The organism is Rhodococcus sp. 14-2470-1b (assembly GCF_002259415.1).
Classification (GTDB): Bacteria; Actinomycetota; Actinomycetes; order Mycobacteriales; family Mycobacteriaceae; genus Rhodococcoides.
Genome location: NZ_NPFY01000019.1, coordinates 84,147 through 108,599, shown reverse-complemented (window position 1 = coordinate 108,599; position 24,453 = coordinate 84,147). Strand labels below are relative to the sequence as shown.

The window sequence follows — 24,453 nt, the reverse complement described above, 5'->3', positions numbered from 1 at the left end:
TGCCTAACGGATTTAGCTGAGCGGTTGGGTGATATCGCGTAGTGCTGCCGCGTCGGGTCGAGAACATGCTGCGATAGCGGCGCGTGCGCCGATCATGAGCTTGGGCGTGTCGATACTGAGATGTGCTGTGAGCAAGCCTGCTTCGTCGATCCACGCCACAGCCCACTTGCCGTCCACGCCGTCACGAACGACAACGGTGTCGGTGGCTGCGTGGTGGCCGACGTACTGGAGCTTGTGACCGAATTGATCACTCCAGAAGTACGGGACAGGATCGTGGGCTACGGGTTCGCCGCCAGTCAGGGTCTGGGCGATCGCGTCCGGACCGGTTCTTGCGTCGTCCCAATGTTCCACGAGCAGAGGCTGGCTCGAGCGCGGAGACCAGCGCACCGCGACGTCACCGACTGCGAACACGTGAGGATCAGACGTTCGCAGGTTCTCGTCGACGACAATCCCGCGTTCGATTTCCAATCCCGATCCCTCCAACCACGCCACGTCAGGCCTGACGCCGACTCCTGCGACGACGACATCGGCGGGGATCTCCTCACCGGTGGTCAGCGAGACGCCGGTGTCGGTGACTTCGCGAACGCCGACGCCGAGACGCAGGTCCACCTCCGACCACCAGTCGACGAACCGCTTGCCGACCTCCTCACCCAGTGCGTTTCCGATTGGCGCGGGACCGAATTCGATACACGTGACCTCGGCGCCGGCAGCCAGAGCCGCCGTCGCGACCTCCGCGCCGATCCAACTTGCGCCGACGAGAACGACTTTCGTTCCCGGAACCAGCTTTTCGCGGAGCGCGTAGGAATCGTCGACGGTACGCACAGCCAACTGACGGTCGGTTCCCGGCAGCCGGATGGGTGCGGCGCCCGTCGCAATGATCAACGCGTCGTACTCGACCGGTCCGCCTGCCGTGTGGACTTTCCTGGCCGAAGTGTCGAGTCCTGTTGCGGCAGTGGCGGTGCGGACATCGATACTCAAAGCGTCGTAGTCGGTGCGCAACTGGGTGTTCAACTCGCCCTTCAACGCAGCCTTGGTGAGCGGGGGCCGGTCGTACGGTAGGTGCTTCTCGGCAGCAAGAAGCACGATCTCCCCTTCGAAACCGCGTGCTCGCAACGTTTCACAGGACCGCGCTCCGGCGAGACCACCGCCGACGATGACGACCCTCATCAGTACATCGGGGCTGCGGGTGCGGTGGCGGCGGCAAGAGCCTCGCCCTCGGCCAGCACCCGCTTCCCCGGGGTGAAGTGGGCCGGGATCCGCTGCCAGCCCATGTTTGTGCCCTGGTGCGGGTAACGCTCCAGCTTGTCGCGCTCGATCGTGTAATCCGGCATGCGGTCGAGGATCTGCGTCAACAGCGTCTTGGCCATCAAACGACCCAGGTGCGAACCGGAGCAACGGTGCACCCCGATTCCGAATGCGGTGTGGCGGTTGGGCCAGCGATCGATGTCGATCTCGTCGGGGTTCTCGAACAGCTCTTCGTCTCGGTTCGCCGACGCCCACGACAGAAGGACACGGTCGCCCTTCTTCATCGGGCATCCCTTGAATTCGACGTCGTCGGTGACCGTCCGGGCGAGCGCCTGCGTCGGCGAGAAGAACCGTAGGAATTCTTCGACGGCGTGGTCCATGAGCGACGGGTCGTCGATGAGCCGCTGCCTCACGTCGGTGTGGTCGGCAAGCCAGACGAGGGTCTGGCTGACCAGTGAAGCCGTCGTCCCCGTGCCGCCCGCGACCAACAACTCGACCATCGCGAAAACCTCGAAATCGTCGAGGACGCGGCCGTCTACCTCCTGCTGCACGAGGTAGCTGATGACATCGTCGACGGGGTTCTCACGTCGGTCGGCGATGACCGAGCGCATCTTCGCGGACAGATACGGGAAGTCGACCTTCATCGCGTGCTCGTAGTGCGGAGTCCCCGGCACCCCGGCGAGTGCCTCGTGATGGGCTGCGGCATAAGTCTTCCAGTCTTCGATGCCGAGGCCGAGCCAGTCGACGGTGACGATGGCCGGAACGCCGATGACCGAGGTGAAATCGCATTCGCCCGCCTCGATGACGCTGTCGATGAAGGCGGTGGTGTGGTGCTCGACCAGATCCTTCATCTTCTCGACGGCAGCTGGCGAGGTGATGGGGTTGACGATCTTGCGGTACTTGCGGAACTCCGGGGGATCCAGCTCGATCGGGATGTGAAAGTGCATGGGCGTCTTGGGGATGACAACCGACAAGCCCTCGCCGCCGTACTCGTTACGCGCCGAGGAGAACGTGTCGTCGTCGCGGGAAGCGTCGAATACGGCGTCGTAATCGGACAGAACCCAGTAACCGCCATGTGCTTCGGACCAACCGCGCTTCTCGGCGTTACGTAGCTTTCGGTAGGAGCCGACGGGATCCGCGGAGTGCTCCTGCGAATTGTGGTCGAAGTGGATGACCGGGCAACGGCCGCTTTCCGTCATGTCTGTGTTTCCTCCTGCGAGCGAAATCTGGCGCAACCATTCGGGCCTTGTTCTGATAATGGTTATACTAGATTACGATGTTGTCAACATCACAACAGTGACCAGCTTATAGTTCAAGTCACTGGAATGGCTGTAAACAAAGAGCGCTTCGAAGGAGGAGTCGTGAACGTATCGGTCGACGAGTTCCAGTGCCAGGGGCACGGACTGTGCCAGATGACGTCGCCGCAGGTCTTTGCCCTGCGCGACGAGGATGGACATGCCTATGTGCTGCCCGAAGGACAGACGCCCGACCACGTCGGGGAGGCCAGGGCAGGCGCGGACAGTTGCCCGGAACGGGCCATCAGCGTCAGTTAGGCGCCTACGGCGCATGTGAACGGAAATACACAGCGGACTATGTATTTCCGCTCACATGCGCGAAGCGCCTACAGAGCCCGATCCCACTGAATGACAGAACTCATCACACCCGGGAACTTCCGCTCGGCGTAGCGAACGTACTCGTTGATGTGCTGAGCCATTCGGTCCTGCGACAGTTCCGGGTCCCGTACGAGCAGAGAGTCGTAGATCGATTGATGAGCTGTCAGGATCGCGGCGCGACGAGGCGCCGGGTAGTCGATGCCGATAATCGTGCCGTCCATGATGCCGAGCAGCGAGTCGACGAGATAACCGAACAGCGGGTTACCCGACGACCACGCGATGATGTCGTGGAACTGCTTGTTGGCCTCGAGGAAGATGTACTGGTCGTCGAGGGAATCGCGCATCGCTTCGATGGTGCCGTTGAGTTGAACGAGAGACTCGTCGGAGATCCGTTCGGCGGCCAACCTGCTGATCATCGGCTCCATCGCTACGCGCGCTTCCGCGATGGCCTTGAAAGGCGCGTTCTTGAGCTGCATGAGCAGGATGACAGTGCTGGCCAGATGCGAGGCGTCGGGGTCGAGCAGAACTGGTCCGCCTTTGGGGCCCGGCTTGAGCGCGATGACTCCTTGGAATTCGAGCAGGCGAAGCGCCTCACGGAGCGTTCCGCGACCGATCTGATACTTCTCGAGCATCGCCTTCTCGGGCGGAAGAAGGTTGCCCACCGTAAGGCCTTGCCGCAAGGTGTCACGGATGATCTGTTGAGCGATTACCATCGCCGCCTTGGGAGCGCGATTGGTCACGGTCATGAGTGTGTCCTCCCAGCTTCGCGCGGACGACAACGCTGCCCGCGGACGCCCCGTAAATCAAGGCGATTGATTATAACAATAAAGCCCGAGCTGGTCTTCGACCGCGAAACCGCAGTTCCCCGCTTTACAACTTCTTCAACCCCCACGCCGACGAACAGGAACGTTCATGCCTGACGTAATCATCGAAAGTACACCGGCCACGCTCTGGATCCGCCTCAACAGGCCCGAGCGGCGCAATGCATTCGACCCCGAGATGTCGGCCGCGATTGCCGACGCACTCGACGACGCCTCCGGCTATCGCTCGGTCGTCATCACCGGATCGGGAGGCAGCTTCTGCGCGGGCGGGTCATTGGCCAAGCTCAGCGAGCCGACGCCGAAGGAGATGCGCAGGCTGTACCGGGGCTCGTTGCGTCTGTTCGACTCCATCCGCAACTGCCCACGGCCGGTGATCGCCGCCGTCAACGGCGCCGCCGCAGGCGGTGGGAACGAGCTGATCGTTGCGTGCGACCTGGCTGTTGCTGCCCGCTCGGCAACCTTCGGCCAGACCGGCCCGCGCGTCGGAAGCTCCCCGGTCACTGGAGCCACGAACGTGATGGGCGTTCAGATCGGCGAGAAGCGCGCCAAGGAGATGGCGATGCTCTGCCGACGCTATTCCGCACAGCAGGCGTTGGATCTGGGTCTGATCAACGAGGTGGTCGACGACGACAAGCTGGAGGAGACGGTCCGGGGATGGTGCGACGAGATTTCTGCGTTGAGCCCCCGCTACCTCGAGATCACGAAAATCAGTTCCAACGTGTGGTGGAACGCAGCACGCGACTCGTTCTCGACGGGACTCGGCATGCTCAACCAGGCGGTAGGCAGCCCCGACATGATCGAGGGTGCGACGGCCTTCCTCCAGAAGAGGAAGGCCGTCTTCCCGGACCCGCAGTAAGGGCTACTTTTCGGACAGGAGGACTTCTTCGGTGCCGTTCCATTGCACGACCGCGCCTTTGACTCGCATGTCGTTGCCTTCGAAGGTGACGTCACCTTCGGCGCCGGTGAAGCCCTCGGCCACGACCTGCTGGAGACCGTTCTGGATGTCCTCGCGCGACGCGCCACCGGACTTCTCGATGGCGTGGGCGATCATCCACGCAGCGTCGTATCCCTCGGCTGCGTAATTGTTCGGGTTCTCGCCGTTGTACTTGGCGCGGTAGGCCGCGACGAACTCCTGCGTCGCAGGATCGGTGCCGTGGTAGGTGAAGTCGGTGGGCCAGGTCATGCCTGCGCCTGCCGGACCCGCGGGCGTGAGATTGCCTGCACCGGAACCGGTGTGGGTGACGAGGGTTCCGTCGTACCCGGCTTGACGCAACTGCGATACAGCCGTCGCGTTCTGGGCACCGTTCATCATGATCGCGATCCCGTCCGGGTTGTCGGCGAGGATCTTCGCGATAGGCGCGGTGAAATCCTGGGTGGTGTTCTGCACCGACGACGTGGATGCCACGGTGTACCCGAATTGGTCGGCCATCTCCGGGATGGTCGTTTGCGACAGCTGCGTCAAGGTCGGGTTGGCGCTGTTGTACAGAACGCCGAGGGTCTTCACGCCCTCTTGCTGAAGGTACTCACCGGCCTGGTCGTAATAGGTCGCCATGGGAGCGGTTGCACGGTAGGTGTATTCGCCGACGAGTGTGCCTTCGCTGCCGGACTGGGTGAACACGATGGGCACCTTGGCCGCTTGCGCAAGAGGCGCGACGGCGATGGACTGCGCGCTGGTGACTGTGCCGAGGATCGCGGCGACTTCGGGGTTGACGGTCGCTTCAGTGACCTGGCTCGCGGCGGTCTGCGCCTCGCCTGCGGTGTCGCGGCTCTCCAACTTCACCGTCGACTCGCCCAGGTACTTCTCGCCGTTGATCTCATCGATCGCCAGCTCGATTCCCTTGAGTTGGTTGGATCCGGCATAGGACAACGTTCCGGTCTTGTCCGTGACGGAGAAGAGCGTGATTTCCGACGGCATTTTTCCCGAGGCGGTGCTTCCTCCTCCGCTTCCGCCGCTACATCCGGCGATGCCGAGTACCGCGGCGGCAGCCAACGCCGGGACAGCAAACCTTTTCATCGTTGCACTCATTTCCTGGTAATCATGCGCATATACTGATGCAGTTCATGATGGGCCGCCCCTGGCGTCCTGTCCAGGAAATACCGGAATCGGAAGAAGATCCGCGAGATGCCCACCTCCGACGTCGAAACACGCCTCGAGCGAATCGAATCACGCACTGCCATCGGCGAACTCCCTATTCTCTACTGCCTCGCCATGGACGAACGGAACACCACGGGGATCAGAGCCCTGTTCACCGCCGATGCGACCATGCGGTCCGCCGACGGCGTGTTCTCGGCGTCGGGCATCGACGCCATCGTCGACGTCTTTCAGGGCAGATTCGACGCGCTCGGACCGACGAACCACGTCACGCACGGTCACGTCATCCGGTTCGACGGCAGTGACCCCGACCGCGCCATCGGGATAGCCGTCGGGCATGCGGAGTTGGTGCGCAACGGCGTCCCGATGGTGACGGCACTGCGATATCGAGACGTCTATCGACGCGTCGACGGCACCTGGAGGATCCAGGATCGATTGATGTCCTACATGTACTACCTACCCACGAGTGAGTACGCAGCCGGCCTCGGTGACCCGAACAGCATGCGAGCCTACGGAGATCGGCGACCTGCGGACTGGCCCGAGTCACTGCACGCGGGTGATGCTTCCTGGCTGGAGCAGTTCTGGTCCTAGCGGTTCGGCCGATACTTCCCACCGGCCGTGACCGAGTAGTGCAACTACAGAGCACAGCACCACGAAAACCACTCCTGCCGTTGCCATCCCCGCCGCGCTCCCCCATGCGGTCGACACTGCACCGGTGACCAGCGCGAGCACGGCAGTCAGCCCGTAACTGAACGAGGCGAATCGTGAGGCGATACGCCCCTGCTCGACGGCAGATGCGCCGCGCGTCAGGATCCGGAGCCCGCATGCGTAGGCGAACCCTTGCCCGAGCCCCCAGCACACGCAACCGGCCAGAACGAGCATCAAGTTCGACGCGAGAACCCCCGCCGCGCACAGGATGGCTCCGGCAGCGATGAGAATCAACGACTGGATCGGCCGCAGCGCCGTCCGCAGAGCGGTGAAGACGAAGGGCGAGAGCCACGCGATCGACAGAAGCACCACCGGCGCGAGGGCGCCGACGATCAGCGACGAGCTACCGGTCTGCTCACGGACAGCCGTCGGGAGAATCCCGACGGCGATTCCGCCGATGGCCCACCCCGCGAGTCCGATACCGTAACCCGCGGCGCGAGCACGGGCGTCGCGCTCGGTGGTGCTCACTTCAGCGCCGACAACCACCGGTTCGACCAGCGCAGCGCGCAGGATTTCCCGTGAGCGGTAGAGAGCGATCACGAGAACCGCCACGACGGTCACGAGCAAGCCCATGTGAATCAGGTACACAGTAGTGGTCGGTCCCGGAAGGTACTCGGCTACGACGGCTCCGAGGATGAGGCCGACGAACGACCCGAAAATGGCGCCCGAAGCTGCGATGGTCCGCCCCTTTTCGCCGCGCGCCGCCACGGCGATGGTCGCAGCCGCACCCGTGGCCACCCCGACACATGTGCCGGTCAGATACCTGCCGACGAAGAGTGCGACGACGGAATCGCCGCCCATCATCAGTGCGACATCGGCGACGATCCCGCCGGCCACGGACCCCGGCAACAGCAGCCACGCATAGCGAGTGAGATGCGTGCGTGCCATCACGGTGAACGTCACGACCAATGCCACGAGATAGGTTGCGAACAGCGCAGACACCGTGAACGTCGAGAGTGCCATCCGGTCTGCATACATCGGAAGCAGCGGCCCGGGCACGTTCGATCCGACGACGAGTGCGGCAAACGTTGCTGCGGTGGCGGCGCCCAACATTCGACGCCGACGGGCGACAACCCGAACAGCGGACTCGGTGTGCGCCGTCACGGACGTTCGAGGGCGGAAAGCGCGTCGCGCAGAGTGTCGGGAATCGGGGCTTTGAGCCCGTCGGGCCCTCGCACGGCGTACTTGATCTTGCCGTAGGCAACGCGCTCGCCGGCGCGCGTGAACGGGAACCCGACGATGTAGGAGGTGGTCCCGAGGTGATCGAGTTCCATGCCGCAATCGATCTCGTCGAACACGCGGCATGACGTGAGATAGGTGCACTCGGAACCGAATCCGACGGTACCGACCCCGATGGCGTCCATCATCGTGTGACTGTCCAAACCGTAGGAATGCAGCCACACGCTGTAGGTGCGTTCCATCCAGGGATAGTTCATCGCGAAGTACGAGATACCGATGGCATCGCAGTCTCCGTAGGCAAGCGTGAAGGTCTGGCTAGTCGGATGGTCGACCATCTGCGGCACCTCTTTCTGTACTCACTTTCTAACATCCCACCCTTTACACTAATCATTATCATGGTTATGGTGACAGGAGTCACATATACGGGTGCGCATCAATCCAACGTCTCACGTGGACAGCACCGTTCGGTCGCGTCGAAGGAGCATGAAGTGAAAACCATCGGAGCCTTGATCTGGGAACCCGGCACGCGCTCGGGCTGGAGTGTCGAAGAAATCGAGATCGATCCACCCAAGAGCCGTGAAGTGCGCATCAAGCTCGCGGCGTCGGGAATCTGCCACAGCGACGACCACGTCGACACCGGCGACATCCCGCTCGACTGGGCACCCATCATCGGTGGTCACGAGGGTGCAGGCGTCATCGAGGAGCTCGGTCCCGACGTCACCGGCTTCGAGGTCGGCGACCACGTCGTGCTGTCGTTCCTTCCCTCGTGTGGGCATTGTCAGATGTGCACCATCGGCCGCTCGAACATGTGCGAGATGGGCGCAGGCGTGCTCGCTGGTTTCGCACCCGACGGCACCCATCGCGTACATGCTCGTGGCCAGGGCGTCGGCCCCTTCTCGTTCCTCGGAACCTTCTCGCCGTACGTCGTCGCCAACATCGACTCCTGCGTGAAGATCGGCAAGGACATTCCCCTCGACAAGGCCGCCCTCATCGGTTGCGGTGTGCCGACCGGCTGGGGATCCTCCGTGTATGCGGCCGAGGTCGCCCTGGGTGAAACCGTCGTCGTCATCGGTACCGGCGGCGTCGGCATGAACGCAGTCCAGGGCGCCCGCCACAAGGGCGCGAAGAACATCGTCGCCGTCGATCCCGTCGAGTACAAGCGCGATCAGGCGAAGCTCTTCGGCGCAACGCATACCGTCGAAAACCTCGATCAGGCCAAGGAACTCGTCGATACGCTCTCCAACGGCCAGGGTGCAGACAAGGTGCTCATCACTGTCGACATCGCCTACGGTCACCTCCTCAACCCAGCACAGGAAATGACGCGACGCGGCGGCACCCTAGTGCTCACCTCTGCGGCCCCGGTCACCCAGCGCGACGTGCCATTCGATTTGTTCACCTTCGCGATGTCCGGAAAGCGCCTGCAAGGCACGTTGTACGGAACCACGACGGCCCGCCGCGACATCCCGTTGATCGCCGACATGTACCGCCGCGGCGAATTCATGCTCGACGAGCTGGTCACCAAGACCTACAAGCTCGAACAGATCAACGAGGCCATCCAGGACATGCGCGACGGCAAGAACATCCGCGGCGTCATCATGTACGACGAGTAGGAGGCTCGAATGAGTGTCAGTGAGATCATTTCCGCAACACATACCTACGCGTTGGGATTGGACAAGTTCGATCCCAAACTGGCTCTGAGTGCGTTCGCCGTCGACGCCGTGTGGGATGCGACGCCGGTGGGCCTGGCGAAGTACGAGGGTCACGAGGCGATCCTCGACTTCTTCGAGCGTGATGCCGAGCAGGTGAAGGATCAGTTCCACATCATCACCAATCACATCGTGCACTTCGATTCCGACACCACCGCGCACGGCACCAATTACGTGTTCTCCGAGGGCCACACCAACGGTGGCGCGGCGTTCAAAGCCATTGCGCTGAACGAAGACACGTACGTCCGCACCGACGACGGGTGGAAAATCGCTTCCCGCGTCATCTCGCCTCTCACCCCGCCCCAGATGGAGGGGTTCGAGGCCTGACAGCTTCTCGATCAGCGGCGTGTGTGCGTGAGCTACGTGCACACGCCGCTGACGGGCGTGGGAAGGAGACTCATGGACCGACTCGACGTACTGATCGCCAAGGACGCGATCCGCGACCTGGCAGGCGCCTACTCGATGGCGGTGGACGACCACGACATCGACGCGGTCCTCGGGATGTACACGCCCGAAGCCACGTTCGCGGTGGCCGGCAGTACTCTGCGTGGCCAAGACGAGCTCCGAGAGTTCTACGTCGGCAGCATGGATCGCTACACCACCATGCTGCACACCCCGGAGATCCACCTGATCACCGTCGAAAGCGCAACCACCGCAACGGGCCGGATGACCGGGCATGCCGAACTCGCCGTCCGAGACACGCTGATGCTAACGGCGTTTCGCTACTCGGACCTGTACGCCTTCGACGGTGAGTGGCGGTTCCAGCACCGCGAGGTCACCTTCATGTACGCGGTACCGTTCGAAGCCATGAGCGCAAGCTTCCGCACGGGCAAGCGGATCAGGTGGCCGCAGACTCGATATGCCGAAGCGGATTATCCCGAGTCCGCGCCCACCTGGAGCACCTACCGCGCCTGATCAAGCGCTGATCCGACCACCACGTCCGTCACCGGGCATCTTCGTCGAATCATGGCTGACGGCGATGCGAACCGGCTCGACTTCGAGAACGACGCGTTCCGGGCTGTCCAGTAGTCGCGCGAAGGCGTCGGGATCCCCTGGTGCGAGATGCCGCGAAAACTCCGGATAGAACCACGTTTTCACCGAGGTCTCGTCGTGCACAGTGGCCTTACCTCTAATCGAGACCATCCGGCGGCCCGGCAACGACGTGCCGGCATTGGAGATCACCAAGCTCACGCGGGGATCGCGCACCGCGGCGCGAACGTGCGCCCGGCCGGCGGCCGCCGTCAACCAGAACCTGTCTCTCGTGAACAGGTAACTCATGACGACGCCCGCGGGCCAGCCTGCTTCGGTGGTGAACGCGAAGGTGCACTCGGTCTGGGTCGCGATCAACTCCGAGCGCCCTTCCATCGATGCGCGCACCGACGAGAGGTTCTCGTTGTCGTCGATTCCCACCCGGCTCACGAGTCGGAGGATCCGTACGGCACGAACGCTGCGGTCGCAGTCGGCAGAGCCATGACTCGGTCGACGAAGATTCTCTTGTGCTTGATCTTGAGATCACCGTCGACCTCTACCAATGAGTCGGAGTAGCGACCGAAGATCCGGGAAGTGCCGCCGGGGTTGAACAATGTCGCCTCGAAGTAGGCATCGATGCGAACACCGTCGCCCTCGGGCGTCACCAGTGTGTTGGTGACAACGTGACGCGACACCTCGGTCTCGGACGCCGCGAACGCACGGTAGATGTCGAGAAAGTTCTCTATCCCGTGCTTCTCCTGGGTCGTCTGTGTGACGGCTATGTCCTCGAGCGCGAGATCACGCAACCTGTCGAGATCACCGGAGTCGGCTGCCCAGGCATAAGCCGTCAACGTCGTCTGCGCGCGGTAGGCGAGGTCCTGGTCGACGAGAGTTGTTGTCATGATGGTCCTTTCACTTGACGTACGCGCCCGCATCCACGGGCAGGGTGACACCGGTGACGTATCTGCCTTCGTCACTGGAGAGATAGAGCACGGCGTTGCTGATGTCGACAGGGTCGATCCACGGCACCGGCAACGTGTTGAGGGACATGAACCCAGCCATGGCCTTGTCCTGGGTCGGCTCCGGATCTCCCGGAGCGAACATCGAGTAGGTCCCCGGGTTCTGGATCATGATGGTGTCGACGTTGGTCGGATGCACGGTGTTGACGCGGATCTTGTACTGACCGAGCTCGTTGGCCATTGTCCGCATCAGCCCGACGATGCCGTGCTTTGCGGCAACGTAATGGGCAACGTGCTGAATGCCTTTGAGCCCACCGATCGAACTGGTGAACACGATGGACCCACCGTTGCCCGCCTTGATCAGAGAAGGAATGGCGACCTTTGCCGTGTGGAAGACGCCGGTGAGATTGACGTCGATCATGTCCCTCCACTGTTCGGACGTCAGTTCCCACGAGAGCCCGTAGGTAGCGATACCTGCATTGGCGACGACGATGTCGACGCGGCCCAAGTCAGCGACACCCTCGTCGAACACTGCCTGCAGCTGATCGAGGTCACGGACGTCGGCTCGCCGGGCAAAGATGCGGCGATCGAGGGCCTCGACCTGCTTGACCGTCTCGGCCAGTTCTTCCTCGGTGGCAAGCGGGTAGAACGGGGTGACCGTATCGATGTTCTCGCAGATGTCGACGGCGATGATGTCGGCGCCTTCCTGCGCCAATCTGACTGCATGCGAGCGACCTTGGCCGCGTGCCGCGCCGGTGATGAATGCTACTTTGCCTTCGAGTCTTCCGGTCATGCAAAGTCCTTCGGTAGTAGTACGGTGCCGGTTCCCGCGAGGACCTCGGTCCCTCCGACGACGGACAGAGACAGCGAACAGTCGACTTCGAGACCGTCGTTGCGTTCGCGGACAGAAATGACGATTCCGGACGCCTCCAGCCGGTCGCCTTCGAACACATTGCCCAGAAACCGGAATCGATAGTGGATGATCCGATCGGAGCCCCCCGCCCACTGGCCGAGCATCGACAGCACGTACGCCATGTTGCTCGGACCTTGATTGACGGTCTTGTCACCCATGCCGAGTTGGGCGACGGCTCCGCGATCGAAATGAATCGGGTTGGGGTCGCGCATCAGCGCCGACAGGAGCTTCATCTTCTCCGGGTCGACTCTCTCCACGATCCGACTCGGAAGCGACTGGCCCTCCTCGATACTCATACATTCTCCACTCGACGCGGGAAGACGATGGAGTTGGTCGTCGACGCGACGAGCTCGGCCTGTGCGTCGAGCACATCCAAGCGGTAACCGACGATGTCGAACACTCCTGTCTTCTTACCTGTCTTGCGGGCAGCCGACACGATCTCTCCACGGACCGTGTAGGTCTCCCCCGTCTGCAGTGGGGTGTGGACGCTTGTATTCGTTTCGCCGAACATCGGACCGTCTGCTTCGGTTGCGGCGAAGATGTCGAACAATTCGTTCCACGTCCACCCCATCGATCCGGTGGCTACGAGAAACACGAACGTAGGATGCGAGGCTCCGTCGTCCGCTGAGCACTCCATGGCGTCGAGGACCAGGGTGACCCACCATTTCTCCAGCGTCCTGGTGCCGCCGGGCATTCGGGTTCCGACGAGAGCTGCCAGTTCGTCCTCGGTCATACGCTGCGACCCGTCGCCTCCCAGTAGGGCGCCCGCAAGTCACGCTTCATGATCTTGCCGGTGGGCGCCTTGGGCAGCGCGGCGACGAAGTCCACCGACCGCGGCTTCTGGTACGACGCCAGGTTCTTCTTGGCCACGTCGATGATGTCCTGTTCGGTGGCCGTCGTTCCTGGTTTGAGTACGACGACAGCTTTGACAGCCTCGCCCCACTCGTCGTCGGGGATGCCGATGACAGCGCATTCGAGCACGGACGGGTGCGCTCCGATGGCTTCTTCGACCTGCACGCTGAAGATGTTCTCTCCACCGGAGATGATCATGTCCTTGGCTCGGTCCACGATGTAGATGTAGCGATCCTCGTCCCAGGTCGCGATGTCACCGGTCCACATCCAACCGTCACGCAGCGTGTCCTTGGTCAATTCCGGACGGTTCAGGTAGCCGATCATGTTCGACTCCGACCGGACGACGATCTCACCGGGGGTCTTGCCGTCACGCGGGACGTCCTCTCCGAAAGCGTCGACGATCCGAATGGTGGTGACGAACCCTTCTCGGCCGCAGGACTTCAGACGGTGCACGTCGTGACCCTTGACCGCGGCGAGGTGGTCTTCCTGCGACAGGAAGGACATCGTCGTACCCTCGGTCTGCCCGTATCCCTGAATCAGGGTGCACGGGAAGGATTCGAGCGCCGCACGCACGATAGTCGACGGCATCGGACCGCCGCCGTATTGGATGTTGCGGAGGCTGCTCAGGTCGTAGGACGCGAAGTTCGGGACTGCCATCATCCAGTTGAGCATCGTGGTGATGCCGAGGAAAGCGGATACCTTCTCGGCCTCGATGATCTCGAGTGCTTGCTGCGCTTCGAAGTTGACCAGCACCACCGGACAACCGTGCTTCATGTAGTTCATCGAGAGAACGACAGGAATGTGGTACATCTGGCCGGTGAGCATGTAGACGTCGGTGGGTACGACCCGTTCTGCCACAGTCTGATTGAGCATCCCGTTCGCCGCGCTGGTGTGGGTATGGATGGCACCTTTGGATTCGCCGGTGGTTCCGCCCGTGTAGAGGATGAAGAACGGATCGTCACCTCCGACCGACGGTGTCCAGATTGGTTCGGCCGCGCTCGAGCGTGCAAGTAGTTCGTCGTAGGAACCATCCGAATCTGTGCCGAACTCGAGCCAGTTTTCGACGTTCACCGAGCGTTGCAGCTCGAGCTTGGTCTCGGACCATTCCGCGGCGGTGATGATCACCTTCGGCGCAGCGTCGGCGATCAGTCCGATGAGCTGCTTGACCCCGAGGCGCCAATTGAGTGGCTGCAGAACCAATCCCGCACGTCCAGCAGCGAAGTACAGCTCCTGGAACTCGACACTGTTTCGGGTCAGGACCGCGACGCGATCGCCCTTCTCCAGGCCGAGCCCGCGCAGTCCGTTGGCAAGCCGTCGGACACGTTCGTCGAGCTCGGAGAAGGTGATGCGGCGATCGTTCGGGACGTCGAACACGGCCTGACGGTTCGGCGTCAGCGCGGCCCACTTGGCGGGGATCAGTCCCTGATTCAGCATGTCAGCGCCCTCAGTACGGGAGGTCGAGTGCGATGTGACGCTTGGAGATCAACCAAGTGCCGTCGACCTCGGTGAACTCGTCCTCGTACTTGCCGCTGGACAGAACCGTCAGTTTTCCTTCGGCAACCGAGATGATCACGAGATAAGCAACGACTTTCGCATGGGTGGCGTCGACGTCGTCGATCAAGATGTTCGTCGTCAGATGGCGGCGCTGATCCGACTGCGAATGGGCAGAGCCGTTCATGAGTTCCATGATCGCGTCGAGTCCGTCGAACGGCCCGATGAGGTCGCCGTCGGCGATCTTCATCGTCAGAACGGCGTCCTTAGTGAACGATGCTTCGATCATCTCGGGATGATGATCGTCGTAACCGAGCGCATAGCGACTGAGAGTGTTCTCGATACCTGAACGGGACGACATGGCGGGCTCCTCGAGATGGTCGTGACGGTGGTCACATCAAGGCCAATCATAATCATCAATCATGTTGCGTCAAGGGCGATTTGGTGACATGCATAAGATCGTGGACATGCCTGTGCCCGCCCGAGTACGGAGCATTCTCGGACGGGCATGCCGGGCTGGTACTACAGCAAATCGCCCTTGATCAGTTGTTTGGCAAGCGAATCCAGAATCACTTCGGTGGAGCCCTCGTAGATTCGCATCGGGCGAGCTTCGCGATACAAGCGTTCGATGACGCTGCCACGGGTGATTCCGTAGCGGCCCATGACCTGAACAGCGCGATCGACCACTCGGCCGGCCACCTCGGTAGCAGCAACCTTCGCCATCGACGACAGGTGCAGATTCGCCCTGGCGTCGCGCGCCGACGCCGCTGCGGCTCGGTACGTCAGCGAGCGTGCCATTTCGATATCGGTCCAGCACGTCGCCAGATGCTCGGGCACCGAGCCGAGCCTCGACAGACTGACGCCGAACTGTTCACGGCTGTTTGCATGGCGGACAGCCTCTTTCAGCGCCGCCTCCGCCAGGCCGACTGCTGCGCCCGCGACCGACACACGGAACGTGGCGAGCGTAGCGAGCACGAGCGAGAAGCCCTTCCCTGGCTCACCGATGCGGTGATCGAGGGGTACCCGAACGTCGTTCAGGATCACGTCCGACAGGACGTGCGGTGCGATGATCTGATGCGGGCGCTCGGTGGTGACACCCGCTGCATCGGCCGGAATCAGCACCAACGAGTACCCGTCGCCCTCGCGACCGAGAATGCTGTAGAAGTCCGCGTCACCGCCGTTGGTGATGAAGGACTTGTGCCCGTTGACCACGAGCTGGCCGTCTACTTCCTCGATCGACGTCGTCAGGGCCTTGAGGTCCGATCCCACGTGCGGCTCGGTGAGTCCGAGCGCGGCGATGGCATCGAGGTTTGCCACCCGGGGCAGCCAGTACTCCTGCATCGCGGGCGTGCCACCGACCGACAGTCCGTAGCTGCCGATGCCCTGCATCGCGAAGAGCGAGTCGAGGTGTGCACATTCGGCCGCAAGGCGCTCGCGTACGACGGTGACCGCAAGCGAATCGACCGTGTCGAACCGGCCTCCGAACTGCTTCGGGACCGTCACGCCGGCCAAACCGGTGGCCTGCAGACGCTTGCGTACGTCCACGTCGATGCTGTCCGACTCGTCGGCCCGATCGGCGATATCGCGGACAGATTCCGCAAGCGCCCGCGCTTCTACCTGCAGTTCGACATACTTACTTGGGAGTTCGAACAGTCCCGCTGATTCAGACACCATGCCTCCATTCGTCAATCTATGATTACCATACTAAGGAATTGCCTACAGCGGTCCGGATCCAGGAGAAAAAACGATGCCCCAGTTCGACGCCCCCTCCCAGTTCGATCTCAGCGGCCGCGTCGCCCTGATCACCGGAGGCAGCCGAGGTCTCGGCAAAGCGATGGCCTTCGGGCTGGCCCAGGCAGGTGCGGACGTGATCATCGCCAGTCGCGATTTCGAATCGTGCCAGGTGACAGCCAAGGAGATCGAAGACGCGACCGGGCGTCGGGCATTCCCTATCGCCGCTCACGTCGGGAAGTGGGACGCGCTCGACGAGCTGGTCGACAAGTCCTACGAGCACTTCGGCAAGGTAGACGTGCTGGTCAACAACGCGGGCATGTCGCCGCTGTACGACTCGGTCGACTCGATCTCCGAGACGTTGTTCGACAAGGTCCTGGGGGTGAATCTGAAGGGTCCGTTCCGCCTCGCGGCCCTGATCGGAACCAGAATGGCCCAAGGTGACGGCGGCTCGATCATCAATATCTCGAGTGCGGCGTCGACCAAGCCGCGGCCGGATGTGCTGCCGTACGCCGCCGCGAAGGCAGGCCTGAACGCCATCACCATCGGACTGGCCAAGACTTTCGGTCCCACCGTGCGCACCAACGCGATCATGGCGGGAACCTTCCTCACCGACGTCTCCAACGCCTGGGACATGGAGGCATTCGCCAAGCGTGCCGACACCTTCGCTGCCGAACGCGGAGGCGACCCCAACGAAATCGTCGGCGCCGCCCTGTATCTCGCCAGTGATGCGTCGAGCTACACCACGGGGTCCATCATCACCGTGGACGGCGGAATGTAGGGCGGCTCCGCCGCCAGTGCGTTCGAAGCGGCTCCGCCGCCAGTGGCACGGTTATGTACCCGGGAAGGTACATAACCGTGCCACTGGTGCGGAGCACCGTCTACGACCGAAGACCTCGCCAGGCCATGGTGCCGCCGTCGACAGGGACGTTGGTGCCGGTCATGAACGACGCTGCATCCGAGGCAAGGAAGCACGCAACCCGGGCCACCTCGACGGGATCGCCGAGCCGCGGGATCAAGTGCGCCCCACTCATGAAGCGTTCCTGCACCACCGGGTCTTCGGCTGCATCGATGTGTTTCTGCGCCATGGTCGTTCGGAAACTTCCCGGCGAGAAACTATTGCACCGAACCTCGTTCGCCAGTGAGATCGCCGTCGTACGGGTCAGCTGGATCACCGCGGCTTTGCTGACGGAGTACGCCGGGGTCTTGTACCCCATCATCCCGGACACCGAGGCGGCGTTGACGATAGACGGCCCGCGATCGGACGCACGCAGATGCGGTGCAGCGTATTTCGTCGCCAGCCACATCGACTTGACGTTGATGTTCATGACCGCATCCCAGACGTCCTCGGGGAGGTCGACGATGTTGGCCTGCTCCCCCGGCACGAAACCGGTATCGATGACGCCCACGTTGTTGACGAGCGTGTCCAGCCCACCTGCTGCGCTGACGGCATCGTCGATCATCTGCCGGACCTGTGCACCGTCGGACACATCCACCCGCAGCGCGACGCTCTTGGCCCCTGCCGCCGCGATAAGGGCCTCGGTCTCGGCCAGCAACTCCGCTGAGATGTCGGCGACGACAACCGTTTCCGCTCCCTGAGCAGCTGCCTCGACGGCAATGGCCCGGCCGATTCCCGAGCCTCCGCCCGTCACCAATACGCGCTTGTCCTGCATGGTTCAGCCTTCTTTCACGAGTGGTGGATAACCGGGCACCGGCTCCGCCACGATGTCCATCGGCGGAGTTTCGTCGCGCGTGTGCTTCCACAGCGCGTAGGTGGCCAGAGCGCCGACCACCATCGGGATTGCGGCGAAGTAGTACAGCGTCTGCGGAGCGAACACTGCCAACGCGTAGCCGACGGCGATGGGCGCCGAGATGGAGAACAACCGGCCGATACCCAGCATCCACCCGATGGCGGTCGAGCGGGCCCGAACGGGGTACAGCGGAGGGACGACGGCAGCAGCCGCGGTGATCGCGATGTAGGTGAACAGTCCAACCGCGACGGTGAGCGCAATGGCAATTCCTGGGTGCCCGAAGAACGCTGCGAACGCAAGAATCGAGACCGAGGCGATCGCCATTGCCGTCCACAGCAACCGACCCGCCGAGATCTTCAAAGTCCACACACCGAACACCAGTGCTCCGACGAGTCCGCCGAGGGAGAGGATCAGTCCGGCGGTGGTTCCGAGTTCTGCACTGCCACTGGACTCCTTCACCAGCTGCGGCGTCCAGGTGTTCGCGAAGTAGAACGCCGACATCAAGCACGAGTACATCAGCCACGTCAGCAGCGTTCGGTAGTACATACCGTTCGCGAACAATCCGCGAACGGAGGTGTTGTCCTCGACGGCGGGCGCCAGCGCGGGTCGGGCATTCGGGTCGATGGCGGGGTTGTTCAGTTTGGCGATGAAGCTGCGAATCTGCGCGTCGGCTTCCGGCGTGTTCTTGCTGATCAGGAAGTCGACCGACTCTGGAATCATGGCGAGTGTGACTGCAACTGCGGCTGCAGTGATGACGGCGCCGAAGATGAACATGACCTGCCACGCGCCGTCGAAGGCAGCTACGAGCAGCGCGCCGATACCGCCCCCGACGAGGCTACCGAGAGGGAAGCCGATCGAGTACACACCCATGATCGTGTTTCGACGCTTCTCCGAGGACAACTCCTGGACGAGCACGATGAGGCTGGCGGCCATGCCGCCGATACCGATGCCGGTGAGGAAGCGGGCTGCGATGAGGGCCTCCACGTTGGGCGACATCGCCGACGCGGCCAGGCCGATCAGGTTGAGGACGAGGCCCCACAGGATGAGGCGTCGACGCCCGATCCTGTCGGCAAGGGGTGCAAGGAATATCGATCCCGCCGCCATGCCGGCCAGGCCCGCGCTGAGCAGGTAGCCCTTCTCGGCGGTGCTGTCGAAGAATCCGTCGGGTAGGTGTGGGAGCACGAATCCCATCACGAACACATCGAATCCGTCGATGGTGATGACCAGCAGACAGGCGGCCAGCACTTTGTACTGATAGCGGGAGATCGGCGATGTCTTGATCGCGGTCGAAACGTCCATCGTTGGTTCCATTCCGAAAGGTAAGGGGTTCAGTCGAGTACGAAGACGGGCACGTATTCGTGCTCGTCGGCTTCACCGGATTTGTGGAATTCGGCGTGGACGGACGCACCGGTCAGAGGTTCTGTGCCGTCTGTGACCAGTCGGGTCCACCACCATGGGCCTTCGTCGAGTTCGACGACGGCAAGAATGTGTTGCGGGACCACATCGCGATCGGCATTGCGGCCGTACACGGTGGTCCACGAAATGATTCGGCCGCGGCCGCCGGCAGGTGTCCAGCGGTAGTCGGCGTCGTTCGCTACTGCGGTCTGTGGAGCGAGAAGTTCGCCGGTGCGGATGTTCTCGCGCAACAGGAACTCGCCACGCGCAGTACCGTCGAAGAACTCGGCAGTCTGTGCGTCGCGGCGGACGGGTACGAGGGGAATGGACAGGATCGCGGTCATCGGCCGGCTCCCAACAAGAGGGTGGAATGGTGGTCGAGGACGCCGCCGTTGCCGGAGACGAGGGCCGTGTGGTGTTTCTCGACCTGACGCTCCCCTGCCTGACCGCGAAGCTGGATGACCGCTTCGGACAACGGCGTCATTCCCCACATGTAGTACGACGACAGCTGACCGCCTCCGGTGTTGACCTTCAGTGAACCCGCGGGCCCGAGAAGACCTGGCGTCGAGACGAATTCGCCACCCGCTCCTTTCTCACAGAATCCGTAGTCCTCGAGTGAGATCATCAGCGTGTAGGTGTAGCAGTCGTAGAGTTCGACGAGATCGATGTCGGACGGCGCGAGCCCGGCAGCAGCGAACGCCTTCGGTCCCGATTGCGCTGCACCGCTGACTAGTCCGAAGTCCTCGCTGCGCCGCATGTAGTGGCCGGGATGCGACTGAGCCGACGCGAGGATGTCCACGGGCGGTTGTGCCAGATCTCTGGCACGTTCGGCGCTCGTCACGATGACGGCCACCCCTCCGTTGGATACCAGGCAGCAGTCGAGGAGGTGGAAGGGTGAGCTGATCATCCGCGAATCCTGATGATCGGCGAGGGTGATCGGATCACGCATCTGTGCAAGCGGATTCAAAGCAGCCCAGGCTCGCTGTGCGACCGCAACGGCACCGAGCTGCTCGGAGGTGGTGCCATAGGTCTGCATGTGTCGGTTGGCCGCGAGTGCGTAGAGCGAGTTGGCACTGTTGACGCCCGTCGATCCGAGGATTCCCTCCCAACCGACCCCGCCCGAGTTGGCCTGCGCGTACGACGCGCCCGTCGCGACGCGCTCCTTCAACGGCGCGTCCGCGAATACACACGCCACCGCGGTGGCCTGCCCGGATTCGATGGCCAGTGCTGCGAACTGAACCATCGCGCCTGCCGTCGAGCCGTAGGACTGCATTACCGACAGCAGCGAGAGGTCTTCGAGACCGAGTTCCTGTGCCAGCGGCAAACCGAGTTCCCCGGTGACTCCCCCGCTGATGAGAAGACCGTCGATCTCGCTCAGCTCGAGGTGCGCATCGGCCGCTGCCCGGCGGACCGCGTCGGCGCCGAAGTTCGTTGCGGTCTTACCGTAGATCCGGCCCATCTCGGTCACACCGAGGCCGGCGATCGAGGCTTTCATACAAGCGCTTTCTGAAGAGGCAGCTCGATTTCCATCGTTCCGGGTCCAACGGTGACGACGCCTTCGTTACGGCTGACCAGTTCGACCGTCACGACGCCTTTGTCGCCTCGAATCTCCTTGCCGACGACGGTGCCGTGCACGGTCGTGGTGGTCCCGACGAGATTGAACTTCTTCATTGCGAAGCCCTTCACCGATCCGATGACACCGGTCGGTCCTGCCCAGTCTCGAACTGCCCTCTCCCACATGCCCATCAGGAACAGCACGTTGGCGTAGGCCTCGGGCGCGCCGGAACCCTTGGCGTACTCGGAGTTGTGGTGGATGGAGTTGAAGTCGCGGTTCGATCCTGCGGCCATCACGAGTCGGTACATCGACAGCGGGTATTCGGGCACCGGGAGCTGTTCGCCTTCGGTGACGTCTTCGAAAAATCTCATGATTCGGAGTCCTCGGTTACGGGGTTGTAGGCGTAGACGACGTTGCGTACACGCGCAACGACGTCGCCGCGGTCGCTGACGATGTCGTTCTCCCAGGACAGGAACGCGCCTCGGCCCAGCGATGTTTGCTTGGGACTGCACGAGATCAGCCGTCGTCCTCGGTTTCCCAGCCGCTCGCCGAGTAGGACGGGCCTGACGAAGTCGAGTTCCATGCTGGCCGTGAGGAACCCGCTCGTATCGGGTCCGGGGTATGGGTCCTCGTTGTTGATCGGGCTTCGCGTCGGCTGCGCGTCGCGATCGGCACTGCCGTACAGCGTCTCTTCACCGGGGTTACGCATCGCTGCGATCGCCCAGGACAGCAGACCGGTCGACGGCGCGATCACGCCGTCGAATCCAGCTGCGCGGGCCGCATGCTCGTCGTAGTGGATCGCGCTGTCCAACTCGAGCGGTTCGAGATACCTGCGGACGGTTCCCGATTCGACAGGATCACCGCCCCAGCGGATGCTGCCGTCGGAGAAGTCCTCGCCTACCCGGCCCAGAAGAACGTCCCACTCCGCCACCCAGGACGGCCTGACGTCCGTCAGTTCTGCGGTCATGCCAGCGCACCTTCACTTTCCAATGTCTCGATCTGCTCGGCGGTGAGGCCGAGGATGTCGCTGAGTACGTATGTGTTGTCCTGACCGCACACCGGGGCCGCTCGGTCGACGGACAACGGCGTGTCGCTGAGCTGGTACCTCGGGGCCTCGACGGTCACGCGTCCATGCAACGGATGGTCGAGTTCGACGAGGTGGCCGCGGTGTCGGAGCTGCGTGTCCTCGCTGAAGGACCGGCTGTCGGCCGAGACGTGTGCGGCAATACCGACGCGTTGCAGGAGATCTTCGAGGTCCTGCGAGCGATGCCGCACGGTCCATCCAGCCACAAGATCATCGAGTTCCTCGCTTCGCCTCAGACGGACATCGAGCGTGCGGAAATCGGTTGAGGCGTCGGGAAGATTCATGACCGTGGCGAGCATCCGCCACTGGTCGTCGTCGCCGACGGTGATGGCCACGAACCGTCCGTCGACGCAGGGGTAGACGCCGTTGGGAGCGAACGCTGCGTCGCTGTTGCCACGCCGCGCGACGACCGTTCCCTCGGCCGAATACTGGGCCAGATACGGCGATTGCAGGTAGGCACCGCACTCGACCTGCGAGATGTCGATGTACGCACCGACGCCGCTCTGCTCACGCTCGAGCAGGGCAGCGAGCAACGCCGCCAGACCGAACCGCGGAGCCACGTAGTCGGTGTACGGGCCGAACGGTCCGAGCGGAAGCCGATCCTCCCATCCCACCGCAGATTGGAATCCCGACAGCGCGGCACCGACATTTCCGTAACCGGCGAGGCCGCTGTAGGGCCCGTCCTGTCCGTTGATGGAACTGCTCACCATGATCAGGCCCGGATTCGTCGCGCTCAGGCTCTCGTAGTCGAGCCCCCACTTCTTCATTCGCCCGGGTGCGTACGACTCGAGGACGATGTCGGCCCAGTCGGCAAGAGATCTGGCGACGGCACGTGCGGCCGGGAGCCGAAGATCCAACGACACACCGAGTTTGCCTGCATTCACATTTCCGTACAGCGCCGAATTCTCATGTCCTGCAACACCACCTTCGAAGGGAGGCATCAGGCGCGCGGTCTCGACCTTGGTGCCGGATTCCACGCGCACGACGGTTGCGCCTGCGTCGGCCAGTGCTCGCCCGACGAGTGGGCCGGCTACCACCCAGGACATGTCGAGGACCTTCACTCCGTCGAGTGGCTTGCTCATGACGCGTTCTCCATGACGCGCGTGCCTACCCAGTCGGTGAGAACTTCCTCGGTGTGTTGCCCGATGGACGGTGCAGGTGATCGGACCTGGAGGCTCTGTCCACTGACCTTCGCGAATGCACCCGGCATTCTGACCTCGCGACCTGCGTCGTCGACGACGGTCGAGTAGAAGCTCCGTGCTTCCAGTTGTGGGCTCGCAGCAACGTCCCCGGTGTCGTAGATCGGCACGCACAGCAGACGGTGTTCGCGTGCCGCTTCCAGCACAGCGTTCTTCGTCTTGCCGGCCAAGAACTCGGCGACGGCGCCGCGGGCCTCGTCGAATCGAGCGTCATCGAATTCCCCGCGTGCCACCGTGTCCGGAATTTCGCGCCAGTCGATCGACGCGAATCGCTCGTACGCAGGATTTTCCGACGCCATCCACCCGAAGAACGCGGTGGTGAACGCACCGGAGGCGCGTCCGACAGTGAGATGGAATTCGATGAGACCGTCGGCGCAGCGCCACTTCTTCTTGGCGGGATCGGTACCGGAACCGCTACCGGACTGATCGATCTTCTTCACCGGACCATCTACGAGTCTTTCCCACTCCGGGGCTACATCACCTGCGGTGTGGGCGAGAACCCTTCCCAACGTCGCTGTTCCGAGACATGCCTGCGCGGAGACATCGACATGCTGACCGCGACCGGTGCGTGTCCGTGCCAGCAACGCGAACAATGCGCCGTCGGCGGCATCGGCGGCGGCATGGAGAAAAGCCTGCGGAATCGAGATCCTGACCGGTGGCCGATCTGCCTCCCGATGCGGGTCGAGCGGTCCTCCCGCAGCCCAGACCACAAGGTCACTGGCCGCGTATCGCGCCTTCGGTCCGGTGGATCCGAACGCCGAGATCGAGACGTAGACCAGGCGCGGGTACAGGGTGTGTAACTTTTCGAATCCGAGCCCCAGGCTGTCCATCACGCCGGGTCCGGCCGATTCGATCACGACGTCGGCCTGAGTGATCAAGTCATGGAGCCCCGCTGGATCCTCGAAGTCGATCGCGATGCCGCGCTTGTTGGCCGCATAGGTGTCCCAGAAATACGATCCACGAGGTCCGAGCGGCTCGGCTGCCCGCGCCGAGGATCCACCGAGCGGCTCGACCTGGACTACGTCGGCTCCGAGATCGGCAAGCATTCGGCCTGCGAGCAAGCCACGATCATCGGTGAAGTCGAGCACGCGGTACCGCTCCAACAGCGCCATTGCGCCCACCAATCATGAAAAGGGAGAACACCTTCCGAAGCAGCAGGAAGGCGGAACGTTTCTGAACGTTCTTCGTCT

General features: G+C 62.9%; 29 protein-coding genes. 7 read left to right on the top strand and 22 right to left on the bottom strand.

Annotation, left to right across the window (positions count from 1 at the left end):
* Positions 1–12 precede the first annotated feature (12 nt).
* Together CH293_RS14795 and CH293_RS14790 are read right to left on the bottom strand one after the other, a co-directional pair.
* Positions 13–1,167, bottom strand: a complete 1,155-nt coding sequence (locus CH293_RS14795) for an NAD(P)/FAD-dependent oxidoreductase (protein WP_176460015.1) — start codon at positions 1,165–1,167, stop codon at positions 13–15.
* The gene (locus CH293_RS14790) at positions 1,167–2,444 is read right to left on the bottom strand and encodes a cytochrome P450 (protein ID WP_094627773.1); all 1,278 of its coding nucleotides are present in this window, start codon (positions 2,442–2,444) and stop codon (positions 1,167–1,169) included. Before CH293_RS14790 ends, CH293_RS14795 begins: the two co-directional genes overlap by 1 nt.
* Positions 2,445–2,606: 162 nt before the next feature.
* Here CH293_RS14790 and CH293_RS14785 point away from each other — a divergent pair, with 162 nt between their 5' ends.
* Entirely contained in the window at positions 2,607–2,798 is a 192-nt protein-coding gene (locus tag CH293_RS14785; RefSeq protein WP_094627774.1) for a ferredoxin, read from the top strand.
* Positions 2,799–2,866: 68 nt separating this feature from the next.
* Here the strand turns inward: CH293_RS14785 and CH293_RS14780 are convergent, their stop codons facing one another.
* Positions 2,867–3,604: a FadR/GntR family transcriptional regulator gene (locus tag CH293_RS14780; RefSeq protein ID WP_094627775.1), complete on the bottom strand. Its 738-nt coding sequence runs from the start codon at positions 3,602–3,604 to the stop codon at positions 2,867–2,869.
* A gap of 166 nt (positions 3,605–3,770) precedes the next feature.
* Here CH293_RS14780 and CH293_RS14775 point away from each other — a divergent pair, with 166 nt between their 5' ends.
* On the top strand, positions 3,771–4,535 hold the full coding sequence (locus tag CH293_RS14775; RefSeq protein ID WP_094720644.1) for an enoyl-CoA hydratase/isomerase family protein: 765 nt from the start codon (positions 3,771–3,773) through the stop codon (positions 4,533–4,535).
* 3 nt (positions 4,536–4,538) lie between these two features.
* On the opposite strand, the gene CH293_RS14770 is transcribed toward CH293_RS14775, so the two are convergent.
* Positions 4,539–5,693, bottom strand: a complete 1,155-nt coding sequence (locus tag CH293_RS14770) for an ABC transporter substrate-binding protein (RefSeq protein ID WP_176460014.1) — start codon at positions 5,691–5,693, stop codon at positions 4,539–4,541.
* Positions 5,694–5,801: 108 nt separating this feature from the next.
* On the opposite strand from CH293_RS14770, the gene CH293_RS14765 reads away from it, so the two are divergent.
* The gene (locus tag CH293_RS14765) at positions 5,802–6,362 is read left to right on the top strand and encodes a nuclear transport factor 2 family protein (protein WP_094720642.1); all 561 of its coding nucleotides are present in this window, start codon (positions 5,802–5,804) and stop codon (positions 6,360–6,362) included.
* On the opposite strand, the gene CH293_RS14760 is transcribed toward CH293_RS14765, so the two are convergent.
* Together CH293_RS14760 and CH293_RS14755 are read right to left on the bottom strand one after the other, a co-directional pair.
* On the bottom strand, positions 6,315–7,583 hold the full coding sequence (locus tag CH293_RS14760; protein ID WP_255122863.1) for an MFS transporter: 1,269 nt from the start codon (positions 7,581–7,583) through the stop codon (positions 6,315–6,317). The two genes, CH293_RS14765 and CH293_RS14760, sit on opposite strands and share 48 nt — an antisense overlap.
* Entirely contained in the window at positions 7,580–7,993 is a 414-nt protein-coding gene (locus tag CH293_RS14755) for a thioesterase family protein (RefSeq protein WP_094720641.1), read from the bottom strand. The genes CH293_RS14760 and CH293_RS14755 overlap by 4 nt, the downstream gene beginning before the upstream one ends.
* Positions 7,994–8,146: 153 nt before the next feature.
* On the opposite strand from CH293_RS14755, the gene CH293_RS14750 reads away from it, so the two are divergent.
* The 3 genes from CH293_RS14750 to CH293_RS14740 all read left to right on the top strand — a co-directional run bounded on the left by CH293_RS14750 (position 8,147) and on the right by CH293_RS14740 (position 10,279).
* Complete coding sequence (locus CH293_RS14750; RefSeq protein ID WP_094720640.1) at positions 8,147–9,268, top strand: NDMA-dependent alcohol dehydrogenase; 1,122 nt, start codon at positions 8,147–8,149, stop codon at positions 9,266–9,268.
* A 9-nt stretch (positions 9,269–9,277) separates the two neighbouring features.
* Positions 9,278–9,691, top strand: coding sequence for a nuclear transport factor 2 family protein (locus CH293_RS14745; RefSeq protein WP_094627780.1), 414 nt, complete (start codon positions 9,278–9,280; stop codon positions 9,689–9,691).
* A gap of 72 nt (positions 9,692–9,763) precedes the next feature.
* Entirely contained in the window at positions 9,764–10,279 is a 516-nt protein-coding gene (locus tag CH293_RS14740; protein WP_094720767.1) for a nuclear transport factor 2 family protein, read from the top strand.
* On the opposite strand, the gene CH293_RS14735 is transcribed toward CH293_RS14740, so the two are convergent.
* The 8 genes from CH293_RS14735 to CH293_RS14700 all read right to left on the bottom strand — a co-directional run bounded on the left by CH293_RS14735 (position 10,280) and on the right by CH293_RS14700 (position 16,219).
* Positions 10,280–10,783 carry a pyridoxamine 5'-phosphate oxidase family protein gene (locus CH293_RS14735; RefSeq protein WP_094720639.1) on the bottom strand — a complete coding sequence of 168 codons (504 nt, stop codon included), beginning with the start codon at positions 10,781–10,783 and terminating at the stop codon, positions 10,280–10,282.
* Positions 10,780–11,235, bottom strand: a complete 456-nt coding sequence (locus CH293_RS14730) for a nuclear transport factor 2 family protein (protein ID WP_094720638.1) — start codon at positions 11,233–11,235, stop codon at positions 10,780–10,782. Before CH293_RS14730 ends, CH293_RS14735 begins: the two co-directional genes overlap by 4 nt.
* A 10-nt stretch (positions 11,236–11,245) precedes the next feature.
* A complete protein-coding gene (locus tag CH293_RS14725) occupies positions 11,246–12,085 on the bottom strand; it encodes a mycofactocin-coupled SDR family oxidoreductase (RefSeq protein WP_094720637.1) in 840 nt (279 codons plus the stop codon).
* On the bottom strand, positions 12,082–12,501 hold the full coding sequence (locus CH293_RS14720; RefSeq protein ID WP_094720636.1) for a MaoC family dehydratase: 420 nt from the start codon (positions 12,499–12,501) through the stop codon (positions 12,082–12,084). Before CH293_RS14720 ends, CH293_RS14725 begins: the two co-directional genes overlap by 4 nt.
* A complete protein-coding gene (locus tag CH293_RS14715) occupies positions 12,498–12,938 on the bottom strand; it encodes a hypothetical protein (RefSeq protein WP_094720635.1) in 441 nt (146 codons plus the stop codon). The genes CH293_RS14720 and CH293_RS14715 overlap by 4 nt, the downstream gene beginning before the upstream one ends.
* Positions 12,935–14,491 (bottom strand): class I adenylate-forming enzyme family protein, encoded by a 1,557-nt coding sequence (locus tag CH293_RS14710; RefSeq protein WP_094720634.1) that lies wholly within the window; start codon positions 14,489–14,491, stop codon positions 12,935–12,937. The genes CH293_RS14715 and CH293_RS14710 overlap by 4 nt, the downstream gene beginning before the upstream one ends.
* Before the next feature lie 10 nt (positions 14,492–14,501).
* Entirely contained in the window at positions 14,502–14,909 is a 408-nt protein-coding gene (locus tag CH293_RS14705; protein WP_094654337.1) for a nuclear transport factor 2 family protein, read from the bottom strand.
* A gap of 161 nt (positions 14,910–15,070) precedes the next feature.
* A complete protein-coding gene (locus CH293_RS14700) occupies positions 15,071–16,219 on the bottom strand; it encodes an acyl-CoA dehydrogenase family protein (protein ID WP_255122862.1) in 1,149 nt (382 codons plus the stop codon).
* Positions 16,220–16,295: 76 nt separating this feature from the next.
* Between CH293_RS14700 and CH293_RS14695 the strand changes: the two genes are divergently transcribed.
* Complete coding sequence (locus CH293_RS14695) at positions 16,296–17,060, top strand: SDR family NAD(P)-dependent oxidoreductase (protein ID WP_094720632.1); 765 nt, start codon at positions 16,296–16,298, stop codon at positions 17,058–17,060.
* Positions 17,061–17,160: 100 nt separating this feature from the next.
* On the opposite strand, the gene CH293_RS14690 is transcribed toward CH293_RS14695, so the two are convergent.
* The 8 genes from CH293_RS14690 to CH293_RS14655 are packed head-to-tail and all read right to left on the bottom strand — an operon-like array spanning position 17,161 to position 24,375.
* Complete coding sequence (locus CH293_RS14690) at positions 17,161–17,952, bottom strand: SDR family NAD(P)-dependent oxidoreductase (RefSeq protein WP_094654333.1); 792 nt, start codon at positions 17,950–17,952, stop codon at positions 17,161–17,163.
* 3 nt (positions 17,953–17,955) lie between these two features.
* Positions 17,956–19,329: an MFS transporter gene (locus tag CH293_RS14685; RefSeq protein ID WP_094720766.1), complete on the bottom strand. Its 1,374-nt coding sequence runs from the start codon at positions 19,327–19,329 to the stop codon at positions 17,956–17,958.
* Positions 19,330–19,358: 29 nt separating this feature from the next.
* Positions 19,359–19,769: a Zn-ribbon domain-containing OB-fold protein gene (locus CH293_RS14680; RefSeq protein ID WP_094720631.1), complete on the bottom strand. Its 411-nt coding sequence runs from the start codon at positions 19,767–19,769 to the stop codon at positions 19,359–19,361.
* Complete coding sequence (locus CH293_RS14675; RefSeq protein ID WP_094720630.1) at positions 19,766–20,920, bottom strand: sterol carrier protein; 1,155 nt, start codon at positions 20,918–20,920, stop codon at positions 19,766–19,768. The genes CH293_RS14680 and CH293_RS14675 overlap by 4 nt, the downstream gene beginning before the upstream one ends.
* The gene (locus CH293_RS14670; protein ID WP_094720629.1) at positions 20,917–21,351 is read right to left on the bottom strand and encodes a MaoC/PaaZ C-terminal domain-containing protein; all 435 of its coding nucleotides are present in this window, start codon (positions 21,349–21,351) and stop codon (positions 20,917–20,919) included. The genes CH293_RS14675 and CH293_RS14670 overlap by 4 nt, the downstream gene beginning before the upstream one ends.
* Positions 21,348–21,947, bottom strand: a complete 600-nt coding sequence (locus CH293_RS14665; protein WP_037164065.1) for a MaoC family dehydratase N-terminal domain-containing protein — start codon at positions 21,945–21,947, stop codon at positions 21,348–21,350. Before CH293_RS14665 ends, CH293_RS14670 begins: the two co-directional genes overlap by 4 nt.
* Positions 21,944–23,146: a CaiB/BaiF CoA-transferase family protein gene (locus CH293_RS14660; protein WP_094720628.1), complete on the bottom strand. Its 1,203-nt coding sequence runs from the start codon at positions 23,144–23,146 to the stop codon at positions 21,944–21,946. Before CH293_RS14660 ends, CH293_RS14665 begins: the two co-directional genes overlap by 4 nt.
* Positions 23,143–24,375, bottom strand: coding sequence for a CaiB/BaiF CoA-transferase family protein (locus CH293_RS14655; protein ID WP_094720627.1), 1,233 nt, complete (start codon positions 24,373–24,375; stop codon positions 23,143–23,145). The genes CH293_RS14660 and CH293_RS14655 overlap by 4 nt, the downstream gene beginning before the upstream one ends.
* Positions 24,376–24,453: the final 78 nt, after the last annotated feature.

Excerpts from the sequence above, each read along its gene's own strand:
- CH293_RS14745 (WP_094627780.1), top strand. The coding sequence starts at position 9,278 with ATGAGTGTCAGTGAGATCATTTCCGCAACACATACCTACGCGTTGGGA.
- CH293_RS14660 (WP_094720628.1), bottom strand. The coding sequence starts at position 23,146 with ATGAGCAAGCCACTCGACGGAGTGAAGGTCCTCGACATGTCCTGGGTG.
- CH293_RS14790 (WP_094627773.1), bottom strand. The coding sequence starts at position 2,444 with ATGACGGAAAGCGGCCGTTGCCCGGTCATCCACTTCGACCACAATTCG.
- CH293_RS14720 (WP_094720636.1), bottom strand. The coding sequence starts at position 12,501 with ATGAGTATCGAGGAGGGCCAGTCGCTTCCGAGTCGGATCGTGGAGAGA.
- CH293_RS14725 (WP_094720637.1), bottom strand. The coding sequence starts at position 12,085 with ATGACCGGAAGACTCGAAGGCAAAGTAGCATTCATCACCGGCGCGGCA.
- CH293_RS14680 (WP_094720631.1), bottom strand. The coding sequence starts at position 19,769 with ATGACCGCGATCCTGTCCATTCCCCTCGTACCCGTCCGCCGCGACGCA.
- CH293_RS14675 (WP_094720630.1), bottom strand. The coding sequence starts at position 20,920 with ATGAAAGCCTCGATCGCCGGCCTCGGTGTGACCGAGATGGGCCGGATC.
- CH293_RS14690 (WP_094654333.1), bottom strand. The coding sequence starts at position 17,952 with ATGCAGGACAAGCGCGTATTGGTGACGGGCGGAGGCTCGGGAATCGGC.
- CH293_RS14695 (WP_094720632.1), top strand. The coding sequence starts at position 16,296 with ATGCCCCAGTTCGACGCCCCCTCCCAGTTCGATCTCAGCGGCCGCGTC.
- CH293_RS14770 (WP_176460014.1), bottom strand. The coding sequence starts at position 5,693 with ATGAAAAGGTTTGCTGTCCCGGCGTTGGCTGCCGCCGCGGTACTCGGC.
- CH293_RS14685 (WP_094720766.1), bottom strand. The coding sequence starts at position 19,329 with ATGGACGTTTCGACCGCGATCAAGACATCGCCGATCTCCCGCTATCAG.
- CH293_RS14765 (WP_094720642.1), top strand. The coding sequence starts at position 5,802 with ATGCCCACCTCCGACGTCGAAACACGCCTCGAGCGAATCGAATCACGC.
- CH293_RS14665 (WP_037164065.1), bottom strand. The coding sequence starts at position 21,947 with ATGACCGCAGAACTGACGGACGTCAGGCCGTCCTGGGTGGCGGAGTGG.
- CH293_RS14795 (WP_176460015.1), bottom strand. The coding sequence starts at position 1,167 with ATGAGGGTCGTCATCGTCGGCGGTGGTCTCGCCGGAGCGCGGTCCTGT.
- CH293_RS14655 (WP_094720627.1), bottom strand. The coding sequence starts at position 24,375 with ATGGCGCTGTTGGAGCGGTACCGCGTGCTCGACTTCACCGATGATCGT.
- CH293_RS14710 (WP_094720634.1), bottom strand. The coding sequence starts at position 14,491 with ATGCTGAATCAGGGACTGATCCCCGCCAAGTGGGCCGCGCTGACGCCG.
- CH293_RS14730 (WP_094720638.1), bottom strand. The coding sequence starts at position 11,235 with ATGACAACAACTCTCGTCGACCAGGACCTCGCCTACCGCGCGCAGACG.
- CH293_RS14755 (WP_094720641.1), bottom strand. The coding sequence starts at position 7,993 with ATGGTCGACCATCCGACTAGCCAGACCTTCACGCTTGCCTACGGAGAC.
- CH293_RS14705 (WP_094654337.1), bottom strand. The coding sequence starts at position 14,909 with ATGTCGTCCCGTTCAGGTATCGAGAACACTCTCAGTCGCTATGCGCTC.
- CH293_RS14775 (WP_094720644.1), top strand. The coding sequence starts at position 3,771 with ATGCCTGACGTAATCATCGAAAGTACACCGGCCACGCTCTGGATCCGC.
- CH293_RS14740 (WP_094720767.1), top strand. The coding sequence starts at position 9,764 with ATGGACCGACTCGACGTACTGATCGCCAAGGACGCGATCCGCGACCTG.
- CH293_RS14780 (WP_094627775.1), bottom strand. The coding sequence starts at position 3,604 with ATGACCGTGACCAATCGCGCTCCCAAGGCGGCGATGGTAATCGCTCAA.
- CH293_RS14715 (WP_094720635.1), bottom strand. The coding sequence starts at position 12,938 with ATGACCGAGGACGAACTGGCAGCTCTCGTCGGAACCCGAATGCCCGGC.
- CH293_RS14670 (WP_094720629.1), bottom strand. The coding sequence starts at position 21,351 with ATGAGATTTTTCGAAGACGTCACCGAAGGCGAACAGCTCCCGGTGCCC.